18 protein-coding genes are annotated in these 19,307 nt (G+C 71.4%); 9 read left to right on the forward strand and 9 right to left on the reverse strand.

Features of this window, described 5'->3' with window-relative positions; all coding sequences use genetic code 11:
- On the forward strand, nucleotides 1-493 hold a 493-nt coding region (locus AC1DMN_RS09955), incomplete at its 5' end, for an NAD(P)-dependent oxidoreductase (RefSeq protein WP_477384192.1).
- A 130-nt stretch (nucleotides 494-623) separates the two neighbouring features.
- Nucleotides 624-1,730 carry a LacI family DNA-binding transcriptional regulator gene (locus tag AC1DMN_RS09960; protein WP_477231118.1) on the forward strand — a complete coding sequence of 369 codons (1,107 nt, stop codon included), beginning with the start codon at nucleotides 624-626 and terminating at the stop codon, nucleotides 1,728-1,730.
- Between the two features lie 24 nt (nucleotides 1,731-1,754).
- Here AC1DMN_RS09960 and AC1DMN_RS09965 read toward each other — a convergent pair whose 3' ends face one another.
- Together AC1DMN_RS09965 and uxaC are read right to left on the reverse strand one after the other, a co-directional pair.
- Nucleotides 1,755-3,119: a mannitol dehydrogenase family protein gene (locus AC1DMN_RS09965; protein WP_477231119.1), complete on the reverse strand. Its 1,365-nt coding sequence runs from the start codon at nucleotides 3,117-3,119 to the stop codon at nucleotides 1,755-1,757.
- Nucleotides 3,116-4,528, reverse strand: a complete 1,413-nt coding sequence (uxaC, locus tag AC1DMN_RS09970) for a glucuronate isomerase (protein ID WP_477231120.1) — start codon at nucleotides 4,526-4,528, stop codon at nucleotides 3,116-3,118. The genes AC1DMN_RS09965 and uxaC overlap by 4 nt, the downstream gene beginning before the upstream one ends.
- Nucleotides 4,529-4,817: 289 nt before the next feature.
- Here uxaC and AC1DMN_RS09975 point away from each other — a divergent pair, with 289 nt between their 5' ends.
- From AC1DMN_RS09975 to AC1DMN_RS09985, 3 genes are all read left to right on the forward strand, one after another.
- Nucleotides 4,818-5,864 carry a LacI family DNA-binding transcriptional regulator gene (locus tag AC1DMN_RS09975; RefSeq protein ID WP_440734168.1) on the forward strand — a complete coding sequence of 349 codons (1,047 nt, stop codon included), beginning with the start codon at nucleotides 4,818-4,820 and terminating at the stop codon, nucleotides 5,862-5,864.
- 182 nt (nucleotides 5,865-6,046) lie between these two features.
- A complete protein-coding gene (gene manD / locus AC1DMN_RS09980) occupies nucleotides 6,047-7,285 on the forward strand; it encodes a D-mannonate dehydratase ManD (RefSeq protein ID WP_477231121.1) in 1,239 nt (412 codons plus the stop codon).
- Nucleotides 7,275-7,811 (forward strand): gluconokinase, encoded by a 537-nt coding sequence (locus AC1DMN_RS09985; RefSeq protein WP_477231122.1) that lies wholly within the window; start codon nucleotides 7,275-7,277, stop codon nucleotides 7,809-7,811. Before manD ends, AC1DMN_RS09985 begins: the two co-directional genes overlap by 11 nt.
- Before the next feature lie 128 nt (nucleotides 7,812-7,939).
- On the opposite strand, the gene pgm is transcribed toward AC1DMN_RS09985, so the two are convergent.
- The gene (gene pgm / locus AC1DMN_RS09990; protein ID WP_477231123.1) at nucleotides 7,940-9,583 is read right to left on the reverse strand and encodes a phosphoglucomutase (alpha-D-glucose-1,6-bisphosphate-dependent); all 1,644 of its coding nucleotides are present in this window, start codon (nucleotides 9,581-9,583) and stop codon (nucleotides 7,940-7,942) included.
- A gap of 81 nt (nucleotides 9,584-9,664) precedes the next feature.
- Between pgm and pheA the strand changes: the two genes are divergently transcribed.
- On the forward strand, nucleotides 9,665-10,642 hold the full coding sequence (gene pheA / locus AC1DMN_RS09995; protein ID WP_477231124.1) for a prephenate dehydratase: 978 nt from the start codon (nucleotides 9,665-9,667) through the stop codon (nucleotides 10,640-10,642).
- A gap of 393 nt (nucleotides 10,643-11,035) precedes the next feature.
- Here pheA and AC1DMN_RS10000 read toward each other — a convergent pair whose 3' ends face one another.
- Nucleotides 11,036-12,079 (reverse strand): LLM class flavin-dependent oxidoreductase, encoded by a 1,044-nt coding sequence (locus AC1DMN_RS10000; protein ID WP_477231125.1) that lies wholly within the window; start codon nucleotides 12,077-12,079, stop codon nucleotides 11,036-11,038.
- A gap of 224 nt (nucleotides 12,080-12,303) precedes the next feature.
- On the opposite strand from AC1DMN_RS10000, the gene AC1DMN_RS10005 reads away from it, so the two are divergent.
- On the forward strand, nucleotides 12,304-12,951 hold the full coding sequence (locus AC1DMN_RS10005) for a phosphoribosyltransferase (RefSeq protein WP_477231126.1): 648 nt from the start codon (nucleotides 12,304-12,306) through the stop codon (nucleotides 12,949-12,951).
- A 67-nt stretch (nucleotides 12,952-13,018) separates the two neighbouring features.
- Entirely contained in the window at nucleotides 13,019-14,758 is a 1,740-nt protein-coding gene (locus tag AC1DMN_RS10010) for a cation:proton antiporter (RefSeq protein ID WP_440734162.1), read from the forward strand.
- A gap of 71 nt (nucleotides 14,759-14,829) precedes the next feature.
- Here the strand turns inward: AC1DMN_RS10010 and AC1DMN_RS10015 are convergent, their stop codons facing one another.
- Both AC1DMN_RS10015 and AC1DMN_RS10020 read right to left on the reverse strand, forming a co-directional pair.
- The gene (locus AC1DMN_RS10015) at nucleotides 14,830-15,045 is read right to left on the reverse strand and encodes a DUF2795 domain-containing protein (RefSeq protein WP_477231127.1); all 216 of its coding nucleotides are present in this window, start codon (nucleotides 15,043-15,045) and stop codon (nucleotides 14,830-14,832) included.
- 28 nt (nucleotides 15,046-15,073) lie between these two features.
- Nucleotides 15,074-15,496 (reverse strand): Hsp20/alpha crystallin family protein, encoded by a 423-nt coding sequence (locus tag AC1DMN_RS10020; protein ID WP_440734160.1) that lies wholly within the window; start codon nucleotides 15,494-15,496, stop codon nucleotides 15,074-15,076.
- Between the two features lie 117 nt (nucleotides 15,497-15,613).
- Here AC1DMN_RS10020 and AC1DMN_RS10025 point away from each other — a divergent pair, with 117 nt between their 5' ends.
- On the forward strand, nucleotides 15,614-15,955 hold the full coding sequence (locus AC1DMN_RS10025) for a MerR family transcriptional regulator (RefSeq protein ID WP_441976831.1): 342 nt from the start codon (nucleotides 15,614-15,616) through the stop codon (nucleotides 15,953-15,955).
- A 121-nt stretch (nucleotides 15,956-16,076) separates the two neighbouring features.
- Here AC1DMN_RS10025 and AC1DMN_RS10030 read toward each other — a convergent pair whose 3' ends face one another.
- The 3 genes from AC1DMN_RS10030 to AC1DMN_RS10040 all read right to left on the reverse strand — a co-directional run bounded on the left by AC1DMN_RS10030 (nucleotide 16,077) and on the right by AC1DMN_RS10040 (nucleotide 19,274).
- Nucleotides 16,077-17,513 carry a dicarboxylate/amino acid:cation symporter gene (locus AC1DMN_RS10030; RefSeq protein ID WP_477231128.1) on the reverse strand — a complete coding sequence of 479 codons (1,437 nt, stop codon included), beginning with the start codon at nucleotides 17,511-17,513 and terminating at the stop codon, nucleotides 16,077-16,079.
- A gap of 282 nt (nucleotides 17,514-17,795) precedes the next feature.
- Nucleotides 17,796-18,416, reverse strand: a complete 621-nt coding sequence (locus AC1DMN_RS10035) for a VOC family protein (protein ID WP_477231129.1) — start codon at nucleotides 18,414-18,416, stop codon at nucleotides 17,796-17,798.
- Between the two features lie 174 nt (nucleotides 18,417-18,590).
- Complete coding sequence (locus AC1DMN_RS10040; protein WP_477231130.1) at nucleotides 18,591-19,274, reverse strand: hypothetical protein; 684 nt, start codon at nucleotides 19,272-19,274, stop codon at nucleotides 18,591-18,593.
- Between the last annotated feature and the right edge of the window lie 33 nt (nucleotides 19,275-19,307).

Consider the following 19,307-nt stretch of genomic DNA (forward strand, 5'->3'; position numbering starts at 1 on the left):
GCTGGAGGGCAGCGGGCTCCGGCTGCTCGCCGCGGATCCGTTCGCCGATGCGGCAGCGGCGGCCGAGGTCGGCGTCGAACTCGTCGGTCTCGAGGAGCTGTTCGCCACCGCCGACGTCGTGAGCCTGCATGCGCCGCTGCTGCCGGCGACGACGGGGATGATCGACGCCGCGCTGCTCCGCCGGCTGCCGGAGGGCGCGACGCTCATCAACACCGCGCGGGGCGGACTCGTGGACGAGGACGGACTCGTGGCGGTCTGGCAGGAGCGCCCCGACCTCACGGCTCTGCTGGACGTCACCGTGGAGGAGCCGCCCGCGGAGTCCTCGCCGCTGTGGACGCTCGAGAACGTCGAGCTGACGCCGCACGTGGCCGGATCCATGGGTGAGGACCGCGCGGCGATGGGGCGGCTCGTCGCTGCCGAGCTGCGGCGCTGGGCTGCCGGCGAGGCACTGCAGCACCGGATCGATCCGACATCGCTCGATCGCATCGCCTGAGGTCCGGAGGCCACGTTCCGGTGGTGGATCGGCAACCGATTGCCCGTCCCGGATGTTGAGGTCGGCGGACGGTCGTTCCGTCGTCCGCGTGCCCGCGGGAGCAGCGCCCTCGGGGCACTATGCTCGGGGCATGAGCCCGGAAAGCCTTTCCCCGACGGGTGCCGATGCGTCGGCGCGGAGCACGTTCGGTGCAGGGTCCGGGGCGCCGCACGCGGCGACGCTGCAGGACGTCGCCCGCGAGGCGGGTGTGTCGCTGGCGACCGCATCACGCGTGCTGAACGGCTCCGCACGCAAGGTCGCGGGGGCCTTCCGCGAACGGGTCGAGCGTGCGGCGGAGGAGCTCGGCTACACCCCGAACGTGTCGGCCCAGGCGACCGCTCGCGGCCGCTCGCCGGTCATCGCCCTGCTCGTCGCCGACATCGCCGACCCCTACTTCGGTCAGATCGCCGCCGGGGTCGCCCGGGGCGCCGACGAGCGCGGTCTCGTCGTGACGATCTCGATCACCGAGCGCGACCAGGAGCGGGAGAACCGGATCCTGAGGGCCTTGCGCGGACAGCGCCCGCAGGGACTGATCCTCGCCGCATCCCGCGCGGAGTCGGGCGACAGCGGATCCGGGAACTCGGAGCTGGAGGCCTTCGAGCGCTTCGGCGGTCGCGTCGTGACGTTCGGCGATGCCTCCGGCGCCGACCGGAACGGCAACGGCGGGCGCTCGATCGTGATCGACAACGCGGGCGGCGCCGAGGAGCTCGGGCGGCGCATGGCCGCGCTCGGCTACCGCACGGCGATCGGCATTGGCGCCGCCGAGGGCGTGCGCACCTCCGATGACCGGCTGAACGGCTTCGCCCGCGGGTTCGCATCGGACGGAGGGCGCGTGGAGCGCATCCACCGCGGCGACTTCCGGCGGGAGTCGGGAGCTGTGGCCATGACCGCGGCGCTGGCGGAGGGCGTCGCATCCGGCACTCTGGTGTTCGGCATGAGCGACGTGGTCGCGCTGGGCGCGATGTCCGCGATCCGGGCCGCCGGGCGCGAGGTCGGCACGGACATCGCCGTGTGCGGCTTCGACGATGTCTCCGCGAGCGGCGACGTCACCCCCGCGCTCACCACCGTGCGGGTGCCGCTGAACGAGGCGGGGTATCAGGCGTTCCGCGCGGTCGTCGACGACGACTGGGCGCAGTCCGACCTGCCCGTCGAGGTGGTCGTGCGCGCGAGCACCCCGGGACCGTCCGGCGTGGCCTGAGCCGCGTCATCGGTGCGGCCCGACTCAGCCGGTGCTGACTGCGGCGGGTTCGAGACGGACGGCGGCCACGGCCGCGGTGATCTCCTCGGTCGCGAGGGCGGGATCCAGGACCCGGAGCAGCGCGCGCACCGGATCCGCGGCCTGCCGTGCCTGGTCGATCGCGATCCGTCTCGCGTCGGGGGCGCCGGCGCCCGAGCACACGAGCCGGATCCAGGCGGCGAGGGCGCGGAGGGAAGCGGCCCCTTCTCGTCCGGCCGCACGCTCCGCGCGCAGCACCGGCACGACGCGGATGGCGAGCTTGGTGGCGCTCTCCTCGGAGATCTGCGCGAGATGATGCGCGATCCGGCCGTTGGCGAAGCGGTCCGCGAGCGCGCGACGGTACGCGTCGAGATCGAGACCGCCCGGCAGCTGCCGCGCGGCCTCATCCCAGAACGCGTGCACCCAGATCCGGCAGTCGGGATCCGCCATCGCATCGGCGACGGTCGCGTGCCCGCGCAGGGTGCCGATGCCGGCGAGCAGGCTGTGCGCGCCGTTGAGCATCAGGAGCTTGCGCCGCTCCCACGGCTCGATGTCGTCGACGAAGCGGGCACCCGCCGTCTCCCAGCGCGGGCGGCCGTTCGGGAAGCGGCCGCTCAGCACCCAGTCGGAGAACGGCTCGGCGACCACGGGCGACGTGTCGTGGAACCCGGTCAGCGCGGCGGCGGCAGTCCGGTCGGCGTCCGTCGTGCGCGGAGTGATCCGGTCCACGGACGTCGACACGAAGGAGACCTGTTCGCGGATCCCGTCCGCGAGCGCCGGGTCCACCGCCTCGGCGAGGCCGAGCAGTCCCGTGCGTACGAGGGTCCCGTTGTCCGGGATGTTGTCGCAGGGCACGATCGCGATCGGGCCCGCGTCGGCTGAGAGCCGTGCCCTGAGCCCCGACAGCAGGCGTCCGAGCGTGGTCGCGGGTGGTCGACGGCTGCGCAGCGCGACGAGGTCGGCGGTGACGGCCGGGTCGTCGAGGTCGGGGGATCCGTCGCGTCGCAGCCGATACGCGGGCTCGGTGATCGTGAGCGTGACCAGGGCCGTCCCGGGGGCGGTGAGCAGGCGTTCGAGCCGGATCGTGTCATCGGCGGGGTGCGCCTCGACGACCGCCGGGACGATCTCGGCCCGATCGTGCTCGGGGCCGCGCTCTATCAGGGTGTACAGCCCGCCCTGCCGGGAGAGGTCGTCGGCGACGCGTGGACTGCGGCCGGTGAAGGCCGCGATCGTCCACTCCGCCGCATCCGCCGCGTGCGCGGTGTACCACGCCTGGTGCGCGCGATGGAAGGCGCCGAGGCCCAGGTGCACGATGCGCGGCGGTGCGGCCGGGCCGCCGACCGCGCCCCGGCGCAGCGCGGCACCCGTCACAGCTTGAACACCTTCCGGGGCAGCGTGTCGACCAGGTCGTGCGCGATCCGGTGCGCCGCCGGCTCGTCCAGTCGCCCCTCGGCCACGAGTCGCGCCAGGAAGGCCGCATCCAGGCGGCGGGCCATGTCGTGGCGAGCCGGGATGGAGAGGAAGGCGCGGGTGTCGTCGACGAAGCCCGCGCCGCGGTAGAAGCCCGCCGTCTCGGTCACCGCGGCGCGGAAGCGCAGCACCGCATCCGGGGCGTCGAGGAACCACCAGGGCGCGCCGATGTACACGCTCGGATAGAAGCCTGCGAGCGGGGCGATCTCGCGCGAATAGGCGGTCTCATCCACCGCGAACAGCACGAGATGGAAGTCGGGGGCGTTCCCATAGCGCTGCAGCAGCGGGCGCAGCGCCTCGGCGTAGCCGGTGCGCACGGGGATGTCGTGGCCGGTGTCAGGGCCGAACCTCTCGAGCGTCGCTGCGCTGTGGTTGCGGAGCACCCCGGGGTGCACCGTCATCACCAGGCCGTCCTCGACCGACATCCGCGCCGACTCCAGCAGCATGTGCCCCTGGAACGCCATGGCCTCTGCCGCATCGAGCTCGCCGCGGACGGCGCGCGCGTACAGGGCGGACGCCTCGCTCGCCGTCAGGTCGACGGCCAGGGGTTGCAGCACCCCGTGGTCGGCCGAGACCGCGCCGTTCGCGATGAAGTGCGCACGCCGCGCCTCGAGCGCGCCGAGGTAGCCCGCATAGTCGTCGACGGCGGATCCGCTCCACGCGGCCAGGCGCTCGACGTTCGCGGCGAAGGCAGGATGGGCAGGGTCGAGGTAGGCGTCAGGGCGGAACGTCGGCGCGACCCGGCCGCGGAAGGCGGGGTCCGCGGCGAGAGCACGGTGCACGCCGAGGTCGTCGAGCGGATCGTCGGTCGTCGCGAGGAACTCGATGCCGAATCGGTCGAAGAGCGCACGAGGGCGGAAAGATGGGAGAGTCAGCACGGCGCCGATGCGGTCGAACAGCGCATCGGCGTTCGCCGCATCCGGCTGCTCGTCCAGACCGAACAGCTCGGCGAACTGATGGGTGAGCCAGTAGCCGGATGCCGTGCCCGCGAACAGATGCCAGCTCTCGCAGAACCGCCGCCAGGCGTCACGGGCGGAGGCTGTCGGTGCGGCCCCGGTCCGGTCGGGGACCGCGAGCTCGTTGAACGGGATGCCGGAGGCGTGCAGCAGACGCGTGACGTAATGGTCGTGGCGCAGCAGCAGTTCGGTGGGATCGGGGAACGCGGCGTCATCGTGCAGCAGGCGGGGATCGACGTGCCCGTGCGGGGAGAGGATGGGCAGCGCCGCGACCCGCTCGTACAGCTCCCGGGCGATGCCGCGCGTGCGCGGATCGACGGGGAGTAGGCGGTCGGGGTCGGCTTCGAGGTGCATGGGCGCTTTCTGGATCGCGGGGGCGGTCGTGGTCGCACGGCCGGCTCGCCCCGCTCGTGCCTGGATCATGGGCGCTCCGGCCCGCGAGGACGGTGCTGCCTGACCGGTATTCTGTCCAGCGTCGCTCCGGCTTGTCAACCGATTGCCAAACTCGATCGAATCGGATGCGCGGCGCGGCGGCCGTGCGCGGGGAACGCGGACGGCGGCGGCCGGGAGGGATCCGTCCCGTGATGAGCGCGTCGTCGTCGGCGCGCGGTACGGTGGTGCGAAGTCGTGAAGGAGTGTGACCGTGGCAGCGGACGCAACGGAGCCGCGGCCGACGCGGGCCAGAGCACGCGCGGCCGCCACGATCTATGACGTGGCGAAGCTGGCGGGTGTGAACCCCTCGACGGTGTCGCGTGCGCTCACGCAGCCGGGGCGCGTCAACGCCGGCACCGAGGCGCGGATCCGCGAGGCGGCCGCGCAGCTCAAGTACCGCACCAATCCGATGGCGCGCGCCCTGCCCACGGGGCGCACGAAGACGCTCGGCCTGCTCATCGCCGACATCACCAACCCGGTGATCTTCGGCATCGTCCGCGGTGCAGAGCAGGCGGCCGGCGAGTTCGGCTACACCCTCGTGTTCGCGGAGTCGCAGGAATCGGGGGAGCGCGAGGCGCGATCGGCCGAACGCATCCTGCCGGCGGTGGATGCGCTCGTGCTGGGCACCACTCGCCTCCCGGACGAGCAGATCCGAGAGCTTGCCGAGGTCAAGCCGGTCGTCGTGCTGAACCGCGAGATCCAGGGGGTCTCGACCGTGACGCCGAACCTCGAGCCGGGGATCGACCAGGCGCTGGCGCACTTGGAGATGCTCGGCCACACGTCTCTCGTCTTCCTCGCAGGGCCGGCCGAGTCGTGGATGAGCCGGCGGCGCTGGGATGCCCTGCGCACCGGCGCCGAGGCGCGTGGGATGACGATCGCGTCGATCGGTCCGGTCGAGCCGACGATCGACGGCGGCCGCGGCGCGCTCGCCCGGGTCATCGCCTCCCGCGCGACCGCGATCATCGCGTACAACGACATCATGGCCATCGGCCTGCTCCGGGCCGCCGGTGAGCACGGCGTCCTCGTCCCCGGCGTCTTCAGCATCCTGGGCTTCGATGACATCTTCGGATCCGACTTCACGTCTCCGGCGCTGACGACCGTGCGCTCACCGCTCGCGGCGGCGGGACGATACGCCGTCCGCAAGGCGCTGGAACTCGCGGGCGCGGTCGAGGCCGACGATGCGGCCGCCGTGGAGGCGGCGACGCTGGAGACCGAGCTCGTGATCCGCGGCTCGACCGGACCCGCCAGGGCGGTCTGAGGGGCGCGCTGCCCTCGCGCCGGGGATCACTCGGATGCGGAACGGCTTCCGCCTATCTCCTCTACGGTCGTCGCAATGCATGGCAAGCGTTTGCCAGATTGCCACTCGACGTGCTTCAATGAGCGCGGATCTCCCCGGAGACGCCCCGGCACCGCAGCCGCGCACACCGAAAGGACACCTCGATGAGGATCGACAAGGCCGAGGTGATCGTCACCAGCCCCGACCGCAACTTCGTCACGCTGAAGCTCACGACGTCCGATGGCGCGACGGGCCTGGGGGATGCGACCCTCAACGGCCGTGAACTGGCGGTGGTCGCCTACCTGCGTGAGCACGTGGTGCCGCTGCTGATCGGGGCGGACGCCTCGCGCATCGAGGACACCTGGCAGTTCCTGTACCGCTCGGCGTACTGGCGCCGCGGGCCCGTCACGATGGCCGCCATCGCCGCGGTGGACATGGCGCTCTGGGACATCAAGGCCAAGGCCGCGGGGATGCCCCTGTACCAGCTGCTCGGCGGAGCCAGCCGGGAGGGCCTGCTGGCCTACGGCCATGCCTCGGGCAAGGAACTGCCCGAGCTGTTCGACTCCGTGCGCGCGCACCTCGAACAGGGCTACCGGGCCATCCGGATCCAGACCGGCGTGCCGGGACTGAAGGCGATCTACGGAATCGCCTCGCAAGCGGCCGACACCGGCGGCGGCGAGGCGCGCTACGACCACGAGCCCGCCCGGCGCGGGGCGGCGCCCGTGCAGGAGGACTGGGACACCCGGGCCTACCTGCGCCACCTGCCCGGCGTCTTCGATGCCGTGCGCAACGAGTTCGGCCCCGAGATCCCGCTGCTGCACGACGGTCATCACAGGATGACGCCGATCCAGGCCGCCCGGCTCGGAAAGTCGCTGGAGCCCTACGACCTGTTCTGGCTCGAGGACTGCACGCCCGCTGAGAACCAGGAGGCGCTGCGCCTGGTGCGTCAGCACACCACGACGCCGCTCGCGATCGGCGAGGTCTTCAACACCGTGTGGGATTTCAAGGACCTGATCCGCGATCAGCTCATCGACTACGTGCGCGGAGCCGTCACGCACATGGGCGGCATCACCCCGCTGCGCAAGACGATCGACTACGCCGCGATGCACCAGATCAAGTCGGGCTTCCACGGGCCGACGGACATCTCCCCGGTGGGCATGGCCGCGCAGATGCACCTGGGGCTGGCGATTCACAACTTCGGGATCCAGGAGTACATGCAGCACGGCGAACGGACCGACCGGGTGTTCCAGCAGTCCTTCAGATGGAACGGCGGCCTGCTGCACCCCGGCGACGCCCCCGGCCTGGGGGTCGAGCTGGACGTGGACGAGGCTGGCCGGTATCCGTACGAGCAGGCGTACTTGCCCTACAACCGGCTCTCGGACGGCACCGTCCATGACTGGTGAGGCGACGGCCCCGGTCGATGCGGGCACCGGATCCGCGCCGCTCATCGTCGTCATGGGGGTGTCGGCAGCGGGCAAGACCAGCGTCACCCGCGCGCTCGCCGCGCGCCTCGGTGTGGGCGGATGGGACGCCGATGACCTGCACTCGGCGGCCAACGTGGCGAAGATGGCCGCGGGAACGCCGCTGACCGACGAGGACCGCTGGCCGTGGCTGGACGCCGTCGGCGCCGCCCTCGCCGGAGGTCGTGGCGAGGGCGGGCGGGTCATGGCGTGCTCGGCGCTGCGCCGCGTCTACCGCGACCGACTGCGTGAGGTCGTGCCGGAAGCCCGGTTCGTGCACCTGCACGGCACGCCCGAGCTGCTGCGGGCACGCGCCGCGGGGAGGGCGGGGCACTACATGCCGCCGTCGCTGCTGCCCTCGCAGCTCGCCCTGCTCGAGCCGCTGGAACCGGACGAGGACGGAACCGCGCTCGATGTCACCGGCACCGTCGACGAGATCGTCACCGCCGCCGTCGCCTGGATCCGCTGAGCGCGCGGCAGCCTCCGCACGACCACGCGGATCCGGTGAATCACGACGCTCGCTGGTCGCAGATTGCGGTATCGCGGCTCAGATGACGGCAATACGCGACCAGCGAACCGGGGAAAGGCCGCAGGCGATCAGCCGCCGAGCGCGGCGCTGACCACCGCCCGAGCCTCCTCCTGCACGCGGGCGAGGTGGTCGGGGCCCAGCAGCGACTCGGCGTAGAGCTTGTAGACGTCCTCCGTGCCGGAGGGGCGCGCAGCGAACCAGGCGTGCTCGGTCTGCACCTTGAGGCCGCCGATGGCCGCGCCGTTGCCGGGCGCGTGCGAGAGCTTGGCGGTGATCGGCTCGCCGGCGAGCTCGGTGGCCGTGACGGAATCCGGCGACAGCTTGCCGAGCGTGGCCTTCTGCTCCGGGGTCGCCGGAGCGTCCACGCGCTGATAGGCGGAGGCGCCGAACGCCTCCTCGAGCTCGCGATAGCGCTCGGACGGGGTCTTGCCGGTGACGGCGATGATCTCCGCGGCCAGCAGGCAGAGCAGGATGCCGTCCTTGTCGGTCGACCACACGGATCCGTCCTTACGCAGGAACGACGCCCCGGCCGACTCCTCGCCGCCGAACGCGACCGAGCCGTCGAGCAGTCCGGGCACGAACCACTTGAACCCGACGGGCACCTCGAGCAGGTGCCGGCCCAGCGACTCGGCGACGCGGTCGATGATCATCGACGACACCAGCGTCTTGCCGATCGCGGCGTCGCGGCCCCAGCCCGCGCGGTGCGAGAACAGGTAGTCGATCGCGACAGCGAGGTAGTGGTTCGGGTTCATCAGGCCGGCGTCGGGGGTGACGATGCCGTGCCGGTCGGCGTCGGCGTCGTTGCCCGTGAGCACGTCGTAGTCGCCCTTCTTCGCGACCAGGGACGCCATCGCCGAGGGGGAGGACGGATCCATCCGGATCTTCTCGTCCCAGTCCAGGGTCATGAAGCGCCAGGTGGGGTCGACCTCGGGGTTCACCACCATGAGGTCGAGGCCGTGCATCTCGGCGATGAGCGCCCAGTACTCGACCGACGCGCCGCCGAGTGGATCCGCCCCGATCCGGACGCCTGCGCGCTTGATCGCGTCGATGTCGATGATCGACGGCAGGTCGCGGACGTACGCCTCGCGGAAGTCGTAGGTGCCGAGGCCGTCGGCGTCGATGTCGGCGAAGCGCGTGCGCTTGACGCCCTCGAGGCCCTGCTCGATGAGTTCGTTCGCGCGGTTCGCGATCCACGCGGTCGCGTCGGTGTCCGCAGGTCCGCCATGCGGAGGGTTGTACTTGAAGCCGCCGTCGCGCGGCGGGTTGTGCGACGGGGTCACGACGATGCCGTCGGCCCGGCCGGGCTCGTCGTCGGCGCGGTCGCGGTTGTAGGTGAGGATCGCGTGGCTGAGGGCCGGGGTCGGCACCCAGGCGTCGCGGGAGTCGACGAGCACGTCGATGCCGTTCGCGACGAGCACCTCGATCGCGCTGCGTTCGGCCGGGCGGCTGAGAGCGTGCGTGTCGCGGCCGAGGAAGAGCGGGCCCGTGATGCCCTGCGCGGTGCGGTAGTCGACGATCGCCTGGGTCGTGGCGAGGATGTGCTGCTCGTTGAAGCTGCCGCTCAGCGACGAGCCGCGATGCCCGCTCGTGCCGAACACGACTCTCTCGGTGGAGATCTTCGGATCCGGGATCCGGTCGTAGTAGGCGGCGATCAGCTCGTCGACGTCGATCAGGTCGCTTTCCTCCGCGGGGAGGCCGGCACGGCTCGTCATGCAGACAGTCTGCCCCGCGGAGCCGCGGAACGCATCATCGTTTCGATATGGAACCTCAGGTCACGAAGGCGGGGGCGTCCGATGCCCCGGACTAGGCTGAACGCCGTGACCGAAGCCGCCCCCGCCCGCCGTACCTACAGCTACCTCGGCCCCGCGGGGACGTTCACCGAAGCCGCGCTGGAGCAGGTGCCCGAAGCGCGCGGACACGACTGGCGACCGGTGCACAACGTGGGCGAGGCGCTCGCCGACGTGCTCGAGGGACGCAGCGATGCCGCCATGATCGCGATCGAGAACTCGGTGGAGGGCGGGGTCACCACGACCCTGGATGCCCTGGCGACGCTGCCCGGCCTGCGGATCGTCGGCGAATACCTGGTGAAGGTCGACTTCGTGCTGGTTGCTGCTCCCGGGACGCGGATCGAGGACGTCACGGTCATCGCCGCGCATCCCGTCGCCTACGCCCAGTGCTACGGCTGGCTCGGCGAGCACATCCCCACGCACCAGCACGTGCCCGCCGCGAGCAACGTCGCCTCGGCACTGGGGATCCTGGACGGCTCTCTTCCGGCCGACGCCGCCATCGCGGCCCCCGGCATCGTGGCGCACCACGAGCTCGAGCTCCTCGCCGACAGCATCGGCGACAACGACAACGCCGTCACGCGCTTCGTGCTGGTCGCGCGCACGGTGGCGCCGGCCCCGCCGACCGGTGCGGACAAGACCTCGCTCATCGTCGAGCTGCCCGTGGACCACGCCGGTGCGCTGCTCGAACTGCTCGAGCAGTTCTCCACCCGAGGCATCAACCTGTCGCTGCTGCAGTCGCGCCCCATCGGCGACGAGCTGGGCCGGTACCGGTTCGTCCTCGACGCGGACGGCCACATCCAGGACGAGCGCATGGCCGACGCGCTGCTCGGCATCCGGCGGTTCAGCCCGCGGGTCGTGTTCCTCGGGTCGTACCCCCGCGCCGACCGCCGCATCGTGCAGTACCCCGAGCGCTACGCGGACGACGTGTTCGTCGAGGCCCGGGACTGGATTCGCGGTCTGATCGCGGGGGAGCCCGAGGCGTAGGCCCGAGCCCGAGGCGCAGACCCGAGCCCGAGGCGTAGGGATCCGGCGAGATCCGTCCGTCGCGTGGATGAATCCGCGCGACCCTCTTTCCGCTCACTGGTCGCAGATTGCGGTCTAGAGCGGGATTTGACCGCAATTCGCGACCAGTGAGCGGGGCAGGCTGGACTTCTTCTGTTCGGGTCGCACTTCTCCCGTTCAGGTCGCACTTCCCCGGTTCAGGTCGCACTGCCCCGGCTCGGGTCGCACTTCCCCGGCTCAGGTCGCACTTTCTGCGGTAACGGACCGGGTTCTGGAGCCGTTTCTGCGACCTGAACGGGAGTGGACGGCACGACGAACGGATCCGGATCCGGATCGGGCGGCAGCGCCAGACGAGAGAGAAGAAGGAGCGTCGCCTCAGCCCGCGAGCAGCTCCAGAGTCTGCGCCCGGCCGGGCGTGCGGTCGGGGTCCTCGGCGGCGAAGGATCCGGCGACGGGGGAGACCATGATCTCCTCGACGCCGTGCTTCGCGGCGAATGCCTCGAGCTCTGCCCGCACGGTCGCGCCGTCGCCGACGAACCAGTTCGCGAGTGCGGCGGCGTGGATCTGCTCCTCCTGCGGATCGGGATTCGCGGCGAGGGCCGCGCGCGCCTGCTCCACGGTCTCGAGCGCGGTGAGCGGGCGGTTCAGGCGCAGCCGCGCCATCATGCGCAGCTGCGGGATCGCCCGGTCCGATGCCTCCTCGGCGGTGGGCGCCGCCACGACGTTCGCGGTGAGGAAGGTGCGCGGTGCGGGGTGCGCCTCCGAGGGGCGGAAGCCCTCGCGGTAGAGCGAGAGGGCGCGGTCCAGCCCCTGACCGGAGAAGTGGTTGGCGAACACGTACGGCAGGCCGAGCGATGCGGCCAGCTGGGCGGAGTAATCGCTCGACCCGAGCAGCCACACCTCAGGGGCGCCGGTGGCCGCCGGCGTGGAGCGCACCGCGTACTCCCCGCCCGAGGTGAACTGCACGGTGGCGCCGTCGGGCTGCAGCATGAGGGCGATGTCCTGCACGTGCTCGGGGAAGCGCTCGACGTCGCCGGCGGTGCCCGAGGCGCGCAGCAGCTGGGTGATGACGGGGTCGCTGCCGGGGGCACGGCCGATACCGAGGTCGATGCGGCCGGGGGCGATCGCCTCGAGCGCGGCGAACTGCTCCGCGACAATGAGCGGCGCGTGGTTCGGCAGCATGACGCCGCCGGATCCGACCCGGATGCGCTGCGTGCGCGCGGCGGCGGCGGCGATCAGCACGGGCGGAGCGGTGGAGGCGACGGCCGGCATGTTGTGGTGCTCGGCGAACCAGTACCGCCGATAGCCGAGGTCGTCGGCGCGCGCGGCGAGGGCGAGCGACGCCGACACCGCCTGGGCGCTGGTCTGCCCGGTGCGCACCGGGACGAGGTCGAGGACGGAGAGCGCGAGAGAAGACATCGCTTCGGACAACGCGAGCGGATCCCCGTGCATTCCGGATCCGGTGGGGTCGTTGAGCGAGGACGCGCGAAGCGCGACAAAGACGAAACGCCGCACTATCGCGAAGCCGCGATGCAAGAGCACGGCGTTTCGTCCCACTCCGGCTTCGCCGGTGTTCGCTCAACGACTCCCCGGGGCGTGCCGCCTGGCTTGACCGCGCGCCCGCACCGGCGTAGGCCGGAGGCATGCACGGGTTCGCGGATCGCGCCGAGGCCGGCCGGCGGCTCGGCGCGCTGCTGGCGGTCGATGCTGCCCGGGATCCGGTCGTGCTCGGCCTGCCTCGCGGCGGGGTTCCGGTGGCGGCCGAGGTGGCTCGGACGCTCGGGGCTCCGCTCGACGTGCTCGTGGTGCGCAAGGTCGGGGTGCCGTGGCAGCCCGAGCTCGCGATGGGTGCGGTCGGCGAGGAAGGCGCTGCGGTCCGCAACGCCGACGTGGTGCGCGCAGCCGGAGTGGACGAGCAGACCCTGCGTGCAGCGGAGCGCCGGGAACGCGCCGAGGTGGAGCGCCGGGCGGCGCTGTTCCGCAGCGGGCGTGCGCCCGAGCCGCTCGCCGGGCGCACCGCGGTCATCGTCGATGACGGCATCGCCACGGGCGCGACCGTGCGCGCCGCATGCGCGATCGCACGAGCCAGGGGCGCCGCGAGGGTCGTGGTGGCGGTGCCGGTCGCTCCGCCGGAGGTGCTCGCCGACCTGCGGGCCGGGCCGGATCCGGATGCCGACGAGGTGGTCTGCCTCGAGGCGCCCGCCGGCTTCATGGCGGTCGGCATGCACTACGTCGACTTCCGGCAGACGCCCGACGAGGAGGTCATCCGCCTGCTCGCCGCCGCACGGTGAAGACGCGGTTCCGCCCCGACAGCCACGCGACAGAGGCGCGACAGCGGCGCACCGCTACCCTGGCGGCATGGACGCCGAGATCTTCTATGTGCTGGTCGGATCCGTCATCGTTGCGGCGGTCGCGCGCTGGCGCGGCTGGCCTGCTCCGCTGCTCGTCACGGTGGTGGCGCTCGCCGTGTCCTTCATCCCGGCGGTGCCCAACCTCCGCATCGATGGGCACGTGCTGCTCACGCTCGTGCTGCCGCCGCTGCTGTACTCGGCGTCGCTCGACGTGTCGTTCGTGAGCTTCCGCCGCAGCATGCCGCAGATCCGCCGGCTCGGCATCGGCCTGGTCGTCGTCACGACCGCCGCCGTCGGGCTCGTGGCGTGGCTGCTGATGCCGTCGCTGACCCTGCCGGGCGCCCTGCTGCTCGGTGCGATCGTGGCGCCGCCCGACGCGGTCTCGGCCGCGGCGATCGGCCGCAAGCTGGGCCTGCCGCGGCGGGTGATGACGGTGCTGTCGGGGGAGAGCCTCATCAACGACGCCACCTCGCTGACGCTGTACCGGGTGTTCGCCGCGATCGTCGCCGGCGCGACACTCACGGTCTGGGACGGCATCTGGCAGTTCGCCGTCGCGGTCGTCGTCGGCGTCGCGCTCGGCGTCGTCGCTGGTCTCGGCATGCATCAGCTGCGGATGCGCATCTCGGATCCGGTGGTCATCGGCACGTTCGGACTGCTCGCGCCGTTCGGCGTGTACGCGATCACGGAGCACCTGGGCGGATCCGGTGTCCTCGGCGTCGTCGCGATGGGCCTGGTGGTCGGCTTCAACGCGCCCCGTACGAGCTACGCGACGCGCATGCAGGAGGCGCCGATCTGGCTGTCGGCCGACTTCCTGCTGGAATCCTTCGTGTTCGCGTACATCGGGCTGCAGCTGCCGCCCGTGATCGGCGAGCTCGGCGCGACGCATGTCGGAGGCGTGCTCTGGCTCGCGGCGGCGGTGTTCGTGGTGGTGCTGCTGGTGCGGCCGCTGTTCGTGTATCCGGCGTCGGCGTGGGGCGCGTTCTGGTCGCGGCTGCGGCTGCGCCAGTTCGAGAAGAGCCTGGCGTCGGGACAGTTCCAGAAACGGGTCGACGCCGTCGCCGAGAAGCAGCGGCGGCGGGGCTGGACCGGTCGCAACCCGAGCGAGGACGAGCTGCGCGAGCGCTTCCGGGAGTCGCAGCTGAGCTGGCGCGACAACGCCGTGATCTCGTGGGCGGGGATGCGCGGCGTGGTCACCCTGGCGACCGCGCTCGCCGCGGCGGACCTCGCCGGGCTCGACACGGCGGCGGCGCACGCGATCGTGGTCGTCGCGTTCCTGGTGACGGTGGGCACGTTGCTGCTGCAGGGGCTGACCCTGCCGCTGCTGATCGGGGCGCTCGGCGTCGCCGACGTCACCGATGAAGAGGAGGAGGACCGCCGTCAGCTCGCGCAGGTGCGCTCCCGCACGAGGGAGGTGGGCAAGGTCTTCCTCGATGAGAAGCGCGCGGCGTGGGAGCAGAAGCACGGTGCGGCGTCGCTGGGCTGGTTCGACCGCTTCGCGCAGCGGTTCACCCGCGTGGAGCGGGACACCGAGAAGGGCCAGCGCGACGAGGATGCCATGCCGCGTCCGAGCCGCGACGAACTCATCGGTCTGTCGAAGGGCTGGCTGCAGGTGCGTCGCGACGTGCTCATCTCCGAGCGCGATGCCGGCACGCTGAACGAAGAGGTCATGCGCGAGCTCATCACGGCCATGGACGCGGAGGAGCTCGCGCTCGATACCCGGATGGCGACGGCCCCGGTCGAACGCTGACGCCGGATCCTGACGCGAACGAGGGAGGCCCCGGGATCGACCGATCCAGGGGCCTCCCGTCTCGCAGCCGGTCAGGCCACGGCGGCGACCCGCTCGAACGGGGTTCCCGAGCGGGTCAGCGACAGGCGGACGTGCCAGCGAGAGCTGTAACTGCGGTCCGGCAGCTGATCCAGCAGGTCGCGGTCCGCGATGCCGAGGCCGTCGTGCACGGCCTCGCGCCGCAGGTCGTCCTTCGACGCCGGGTACTCCATGCCGGCGAGGAACCGGTCGAGTGTCGAGGGCAGCATCATCTTCTCCTCTCGGATCCGGCCTGGCTCAGGCGTCGATCTGCTCGCGGCGCTCGGGCGAGTCCACCGCGATCCGACGCGGCTTGGCGCGCTCGCTCACCGGGATGATGATCGAGAGCACTCCGCTGTCGTAGGACGCGCTGATGCGGTCGATGTCGACGCCGTCGCCGAGGGCGAACTGGCGCAGGAACGATCCGGACTCGCGCTCGCGGGCGAACCAGCGGACGCCGTCCTGCGAGCCCATGCTCCGCTCGGCGCGGATGGAGAGCTGGCCGCCGTCCACGTCGACGTCGATCGAGCCAGGGTCGATGCCCGGCAGGTCGGCGTGCAGCACGTATCGGTCGCCGTCGCGGTAGAGGTCCACGGGCATGCGCCGAGGCGCACGCGGGGAGTCGAACACGCTTGCGGCGAAGCGATCGAGCTGGCTGAGAGGATCGAAACTGAGGGTCATGTCTTACTCCTTTCCAATGGCCCGTTCGGGCGTGGTGTCGATGCAGGATCTGCATCTCGTGGTGTAGATTTTTTATAGATCAAAGTCAGGAAAGTTGCAAGTACGAGGAGTGCACGCATGGCAGGACGCGATTCGGCGACGCCGGTGTACGGCATCGCCGTAGCTGCGCAGCTGGCGGACATGAACGCGGCGAGTCTGCGCCTGCTGGAGCAGAAGGGCCTGCTGACCCCGGCGCGCAGCGAAGGTGGAACCCGCCGGTACAGCGACGACGACGTCGCGCGGCTGCAGCGGGTCGCGCTCCTGCGGGACGAGGGCATGAACATCGCGGGGATCGGGCGTGTGCTCGCGCTGGAGGACGAGAACGAGGGGCTTCGCGACGAGCTCGAGGCGGAGCGCGCGGAGAGCGCGGAGCTGCGTCGCCGCGAGGCTCATCGCCGTGGGAAGCCAGATCCAGCCTGAGGCCCAGCCTCTCAGAGGACGGGTCGCGTGCTGAAGGTGGTCTCTCGCGAGCAGTAGCGCCGGCCGTACGCGACGAGGCCCCCGGATCCCGAAGGTTCCGAAGGCCTCGTATGCGATGAGGTCAGCGCGCGGATCCGACCGCGGCCTCGTCGGCGGCGGACTCGACCGACTCGGGCGCCTCGTCATCGACGTCCTCGGCGAACGGCAGGCCGCCCCGCGGAGCGTTGTAGAGGTCCAGGTCGAGGATGCCCTCGCGCTTGGCGACGATCGTCGGGACCAGGGCCTGGCCGGCCACGTTGACCGCAGTGCGGCCCATGTCGAGGATCGGGTCGATCGCGAGCAGCAGGCCGACGCCCTCGAGCGGCAGGCCCAGAGTCGACAGCGTGAGCGTCAGCATGACGATGGCGCCGGTGGTGCCCGCGGTCGCCGCGGATCCGACCACCGAGACGATGACGATCAGCAGGTACTGCGTGATGCTCAGGTCGATGTGGAAGAACTGGGCGACGAAGATCGCGGCGAGGGCCGGGTAGATCGCGGCGCAGCCGTCCATCTTGGTGGTGGCGCCGAGCGGCACGGCGAACGAGGCGTAGCCGCGGGGCACACCCAGGTTGCGCTCGGTCACGCGCTCGGTGAGGGGGAGCGTGCCGATCGAGCTGCGGCTCACGAACGCCAGCTGCACCGCCGGCCACACACCGGAGAAGTACTGCTTGATCGAAAGGCCGTGCGTCTTCACCAGGATCGGGTAGACGACGAACAGCACGAGCGCGAGGCCGATGTAGATGGCGCCGGTGAACCAGGCGAGTGAGGTGAGCTTGTCCCAGCCGTAGTTGATGACGGCGGATCCGATGAGGCCGAAGGTGCCGAGCGGGGCGATGCGGATGATCCACCACAGCACGCGCTGGATGACCTTGAGCAGCGACTCGGTGAAGGCGAGGAACGGCTCGGCCCTGCGGCCGGCCTTGAGCGCGGCGATTCCGACCGCCACCGCGACGACGATGACCTGCAGGATGTTGAAGCTCACGCCGGAGACGAACGTGCCCTCCGCCGGGCCGGTGGCGGTGTTCACCGCGAGACCGAGGAAGTTCTGCGGGATCAGGCCGAGGAGGAAGTTCCACCAGGTGCCGACCGTGGGCGGGGCGCCCTTGGCCAGGTCGGTGCCGGCGTGCGCGCCGGGCTGGATGGTGATGCCGAGCACGATGCCGATCGAGACGGCGATGAACGCGGTGATCGCGAACCAGAGGAGGGTCTGGCCGGCCAGGCGCGCGGCGTTCTGCACACGGCGCAGGTTGGAGATGCTCGCGACGATCGCGGTGAAGATGAGCGGAACCACGGCCGCGCGCAGCAGCGTGACGTACGAGCCGCCGATCTTGTCGAGCGTGTCGGACAGCACGGTGTGGGTGTCGTGCGTCGCACCGAGCTGGCGGCCGATGAGGCCCGCCGCGATGCCGAGCACGAGCGCGGCGATGATCTGGAAGCCGAACGAGGTCAGCAGCTTGCGGACGGGGCCGCGCGTGTCCGGCGCCTTGGGGCGCCGTGCCGCGGGGGTGGTTGTACTCATCAGAGACTCCAAGTCGGTGCGCTGGGGTGCGCCGGGAGGATGGGCGCGAGTTGCGCCGGGACGTCGACGCCGTGGCGCCGGATGTCTTCAACGCTATGAGTCCGCTGGTATTCCAAGCCCGGGTGTGACGAACGATGACACGTTCGGTCGCTGAGCCTGTCGAAGTGCCGGCTCGCGGCCCCGGTCCCTGAGCTTGTCGAAACGCCGCGCCCTCCCGGGCTCACCGGGATCCGGTCTCTGAGCGTGTCGAGGGGCCGGATCCCCGGAGGCTCCTCCCGGTGATCACCCCGCGCTGACGATGCTCTCCGCAGCCATCCACGCGTAGCCGTCGGGGTCGGTGAAGGTCCCGTCCGCGACGACCGCGAGCCGGTGGGATCCGCTGCCGCTCGGGTCGATGCCGACCTGCTTCGCGAGGGAGCCGCGCTTGTAGAGGGCGAGCTTGACGGCGCCCGAGTCGAACTCGACGTAGGAGGGGAAGCTCTTCGCGACGGTCAGGCCCTGCTCCTGGTAGAAGCGCTTGCTGGCCTTGACGCTGTCGACGCCGAGCAGCAGCACGAGCCGCTCGACCTCGCCGGTGGCGGGCGCGGTGGCGGTCTTGTTCGCGCTCGCGATCTGCCACGCGGTGCCGTCAGGCGCGAGGAACGAGCCGCCGTAGCCCCACAGGCTCTTGGCGACCGGCTTGATGACCTTGGCGCCGGCGGCCAGCGCCCGCTCGACGGCCGCGTCGACATCGCCCGGCTGAACGAAGATGAGCGATGGAGCGAAGCCGCGGAACCCGGCGCTCGGCTCGGAGGTGGCGCGGACGCCGACGTGGTCCGGCAGTCCCAGGGCGTCGCGGTAGAAGGCCTCGGCCGCCTGCACGGCGTCGGAGCTGGTCTCGATGATGATGCGCTGAATGTTCATGCTTCGAGTCTCGGATCCGGCGCCGCAGGCCGCTTCTCGATTCCTGCTCGATGCGGGCAGAACTCAGCGGGGCCACGACGCGCGGTGTGGCGCACGCGACGTCAGGCTCGAGCTGCGCCGCCGGCGGAGGCTGACGGAGCAGTTCGCAGGTCTAGACGGGAGTGCTGCCCATGCTCAGCCGCAGTACTCCGGGTAGGCGCGGTCTTTCGTGCTGATCTCGATATGTTCGATCACGCCATCGCGGGCGGTGCCGGTGACGAAGTGCATCCGGGCGTCACCGGGGCCGCGCAGGGTGAGCACGTCGCCGTAGGGGAACTCTGTCGGCGCGACATCGGGATAGGCAGCGCGCACCTCGTCGAAAGTGGACCCGGCGCCGATGCCCTCCGCTGTCCGGAAAGCAGTGCCGGGGATGATCAGCACCACGGTTCCCGGTCCGCGCGGGTCGCCGTCGAGCGGGACGCCGAGCATGAACCCGGCCGCCGAGACGCCGGTGACGCCGGTGCCAGGCGCGGGGTCTTGCAGGTTCGCCACGTTCTTGATCCATCCCTGAGCAGACGAGCCGACGCAACCGTCCGACACCTGCAGCTCCGGACGTTGTGCGAGCAATGGGGTGGTCTCCGTGGCGAAGTTCTGCCCGACGCGGATCGGCCCGAGTCCGTCCGGACGGATGGTCCAGTCGGCGGTCACCGGCCCGGGTGCGGGCGGCGGAGTGGGCGTTGCCGTCGGCGTCGAGGACGTGGGCGCTGCCATCGCGTCGGTGGTCGCGCTCGGGTCCGTCGCGGGTGGGCTCGCGCAACCGCTCATGATGAGCGCTGACATGACGAGCGCGAGCGCTCCGATCTTCCCCCGCGTGTTCATATCTGAAACATAGCGCTCGCGCGGCGTCATCCC

It is taken from the genome of Microbacterium sp. 01T413_2 (assembly GCF_056398985.1).

Coding starts and splice junctions, on each gene's coding strand:
- manD (WP_477231121.1), top strand. CDS start 6,047: ATGAGGATCGACAAGGCCGAGGTGATCGTCACCAGCCCCGACCGCAAC.
- AC1DMN_RS10005 (WP_477231126.1), top strand. CDS start 12,304: ATGCACGGGTTCGCGGATCGCGCCGAGGCCGGCCGGCGGCTCGGCGCG.
- AC1DMN_RS10025 (WP_441976831.1), top strand. CDS start 15,614: ATGGCAGGACGCGATTCGGCGACGCCGGTGTACGGCATCGCCGTAGCT.
- AC1DMN_RS10015 (WP_477231127.1), bottom strand. CDS start 15,045: ATGCTGCCCTCGACACTCGACCGGTTCCTCGCCGGCATGGAGTACCCG.
- pheA (WP_477231124.1), top strand. CDS start 9,665: ATGCCCCGGACTAGGCTGAACGCCGTGACCGAAGCCGCCCCCGCCCGC.
- uxaC (WP_477231120.1), bottom strand. CDS start 4,528: ATGCACCTCGAAGCCGACCCCGACCGCCTACTCCCCGTCGATCCGCGC.
- AC1DMN_RS10035 (WP_477231129.1), bottom strand. CDS start 18,416: ATGAACATTCAGCGCATCATCATCGAGACCAGCTCCGACGCCGTGCAG.
- AC1DMN_RS10030 (WP_477231128.1), bottom strand. CDS start 17,513: ATGAGTACAACCACCCCCGCGGCACGGCGCCCCAAGGCGCCGGACACG.
- pgm (WP_477231123.1), bottom strand. CDS start 9,583: ATGACGAGCCGTGCCGGCCTCCCCGCGGAGGAAAGCGACCTGATCGAC.
- AC1DMN_RS10040 (WP_477231130.1), bottom strand. CDS start 19,274: ATGAACACGCGGGGGAAGATCGGAGCGCTCGCGCTCGTCATGTCAGCG.
- AC1DMN_RS10020 (WP_440734160.1), bottom strand. CDS start 15,496: ATGACCCTCAGTTTCGATCCTCTCAGCCAGCTCGATCGCTTCGCCGCA.
- AC1DMN_RS10000 (WP_477231125.1), bottom strand. CDS start 12,079: ATGTCTTCTCTCGCGCTCTCCGTCCTCGACCTCGTCCCGGTGCGCACC.
- AC1DMN_RS09960 (WP_477231118.1), top strand. CDS start 624: ATGAGCCCGGAAAGCCTTTCCCCGACGGGTGCCGATGCGTCGGCGCGG.
- AC1DMN_RS09985 (WP_477231122.1), top strand. CDS start 7,275: ATGACTGGTGAGGCGACGGCCCCGGTCGATGCGGGCACCGGATCCGCG.
- AC1DMN_RS10010 (WP_440734162.1), top strand. CDS start 13,019: ATGGACGCCGAGATCTTCTATGTGCTGGTCGGATCCGTCATCGTTGCG.